1 protein-coding gene is annotated in these 396 nt (G+C 52.8%); it reads left to right on the forward strand.

Annotated features, from left to right (window positions below; translation table 11 throughout):
- The coding region (locus CCE82_RS12680; protein ID WP_159454555.1) for an AMP-binding protein at positions 1 to 396 on the forward strand (396 nt) is incomplete at both ends.

Below are 396 nucleotides of genomic sequence, written 5' to 3' on the forward strand. Positions count from 1 at the left end.
TTTGGATTATTGCACGAAGCTGTTTAAGCGCTCAACTGCGGATCGCATGCTTGCGCACTATGTCCGTCTGCTGGAGAGCGCGGCAGCTCAGCCGGATGCGAAAATCAGCGAATATGATCTGCTTTCTGAACGGGAGGCTTTGAACCAATTACAGCGGTTCAACCCGGAACGCACGGCGTACCCGAAAGAGCAAACGATCGTGCAGATCTTTGAAGAACAAGCCCGAAAGAACCCTGACCGGACGGCTCTACAGTTCGAAGGGGAAACCCTGTCGTATCAGCAGCTGAATGAACGCGCCAACAGGCTTGCGCGGCATATTCTTTCGGTCGTAGGCGGCGGAAAAACCGCGGCTGTTCTGTGTGAACGGTCAATGGATATGATTGTTTCTATTATGGC

It is taken from the genome of Staphylococcus cornubiensis (assembly GCF_900183575.1).
Lineage (GTDB): Bacteria > Bacillota > Bacilli > Staphylococcales > Staphylococcaceae > Staphylococcus > Staphylococcus cornubiensis.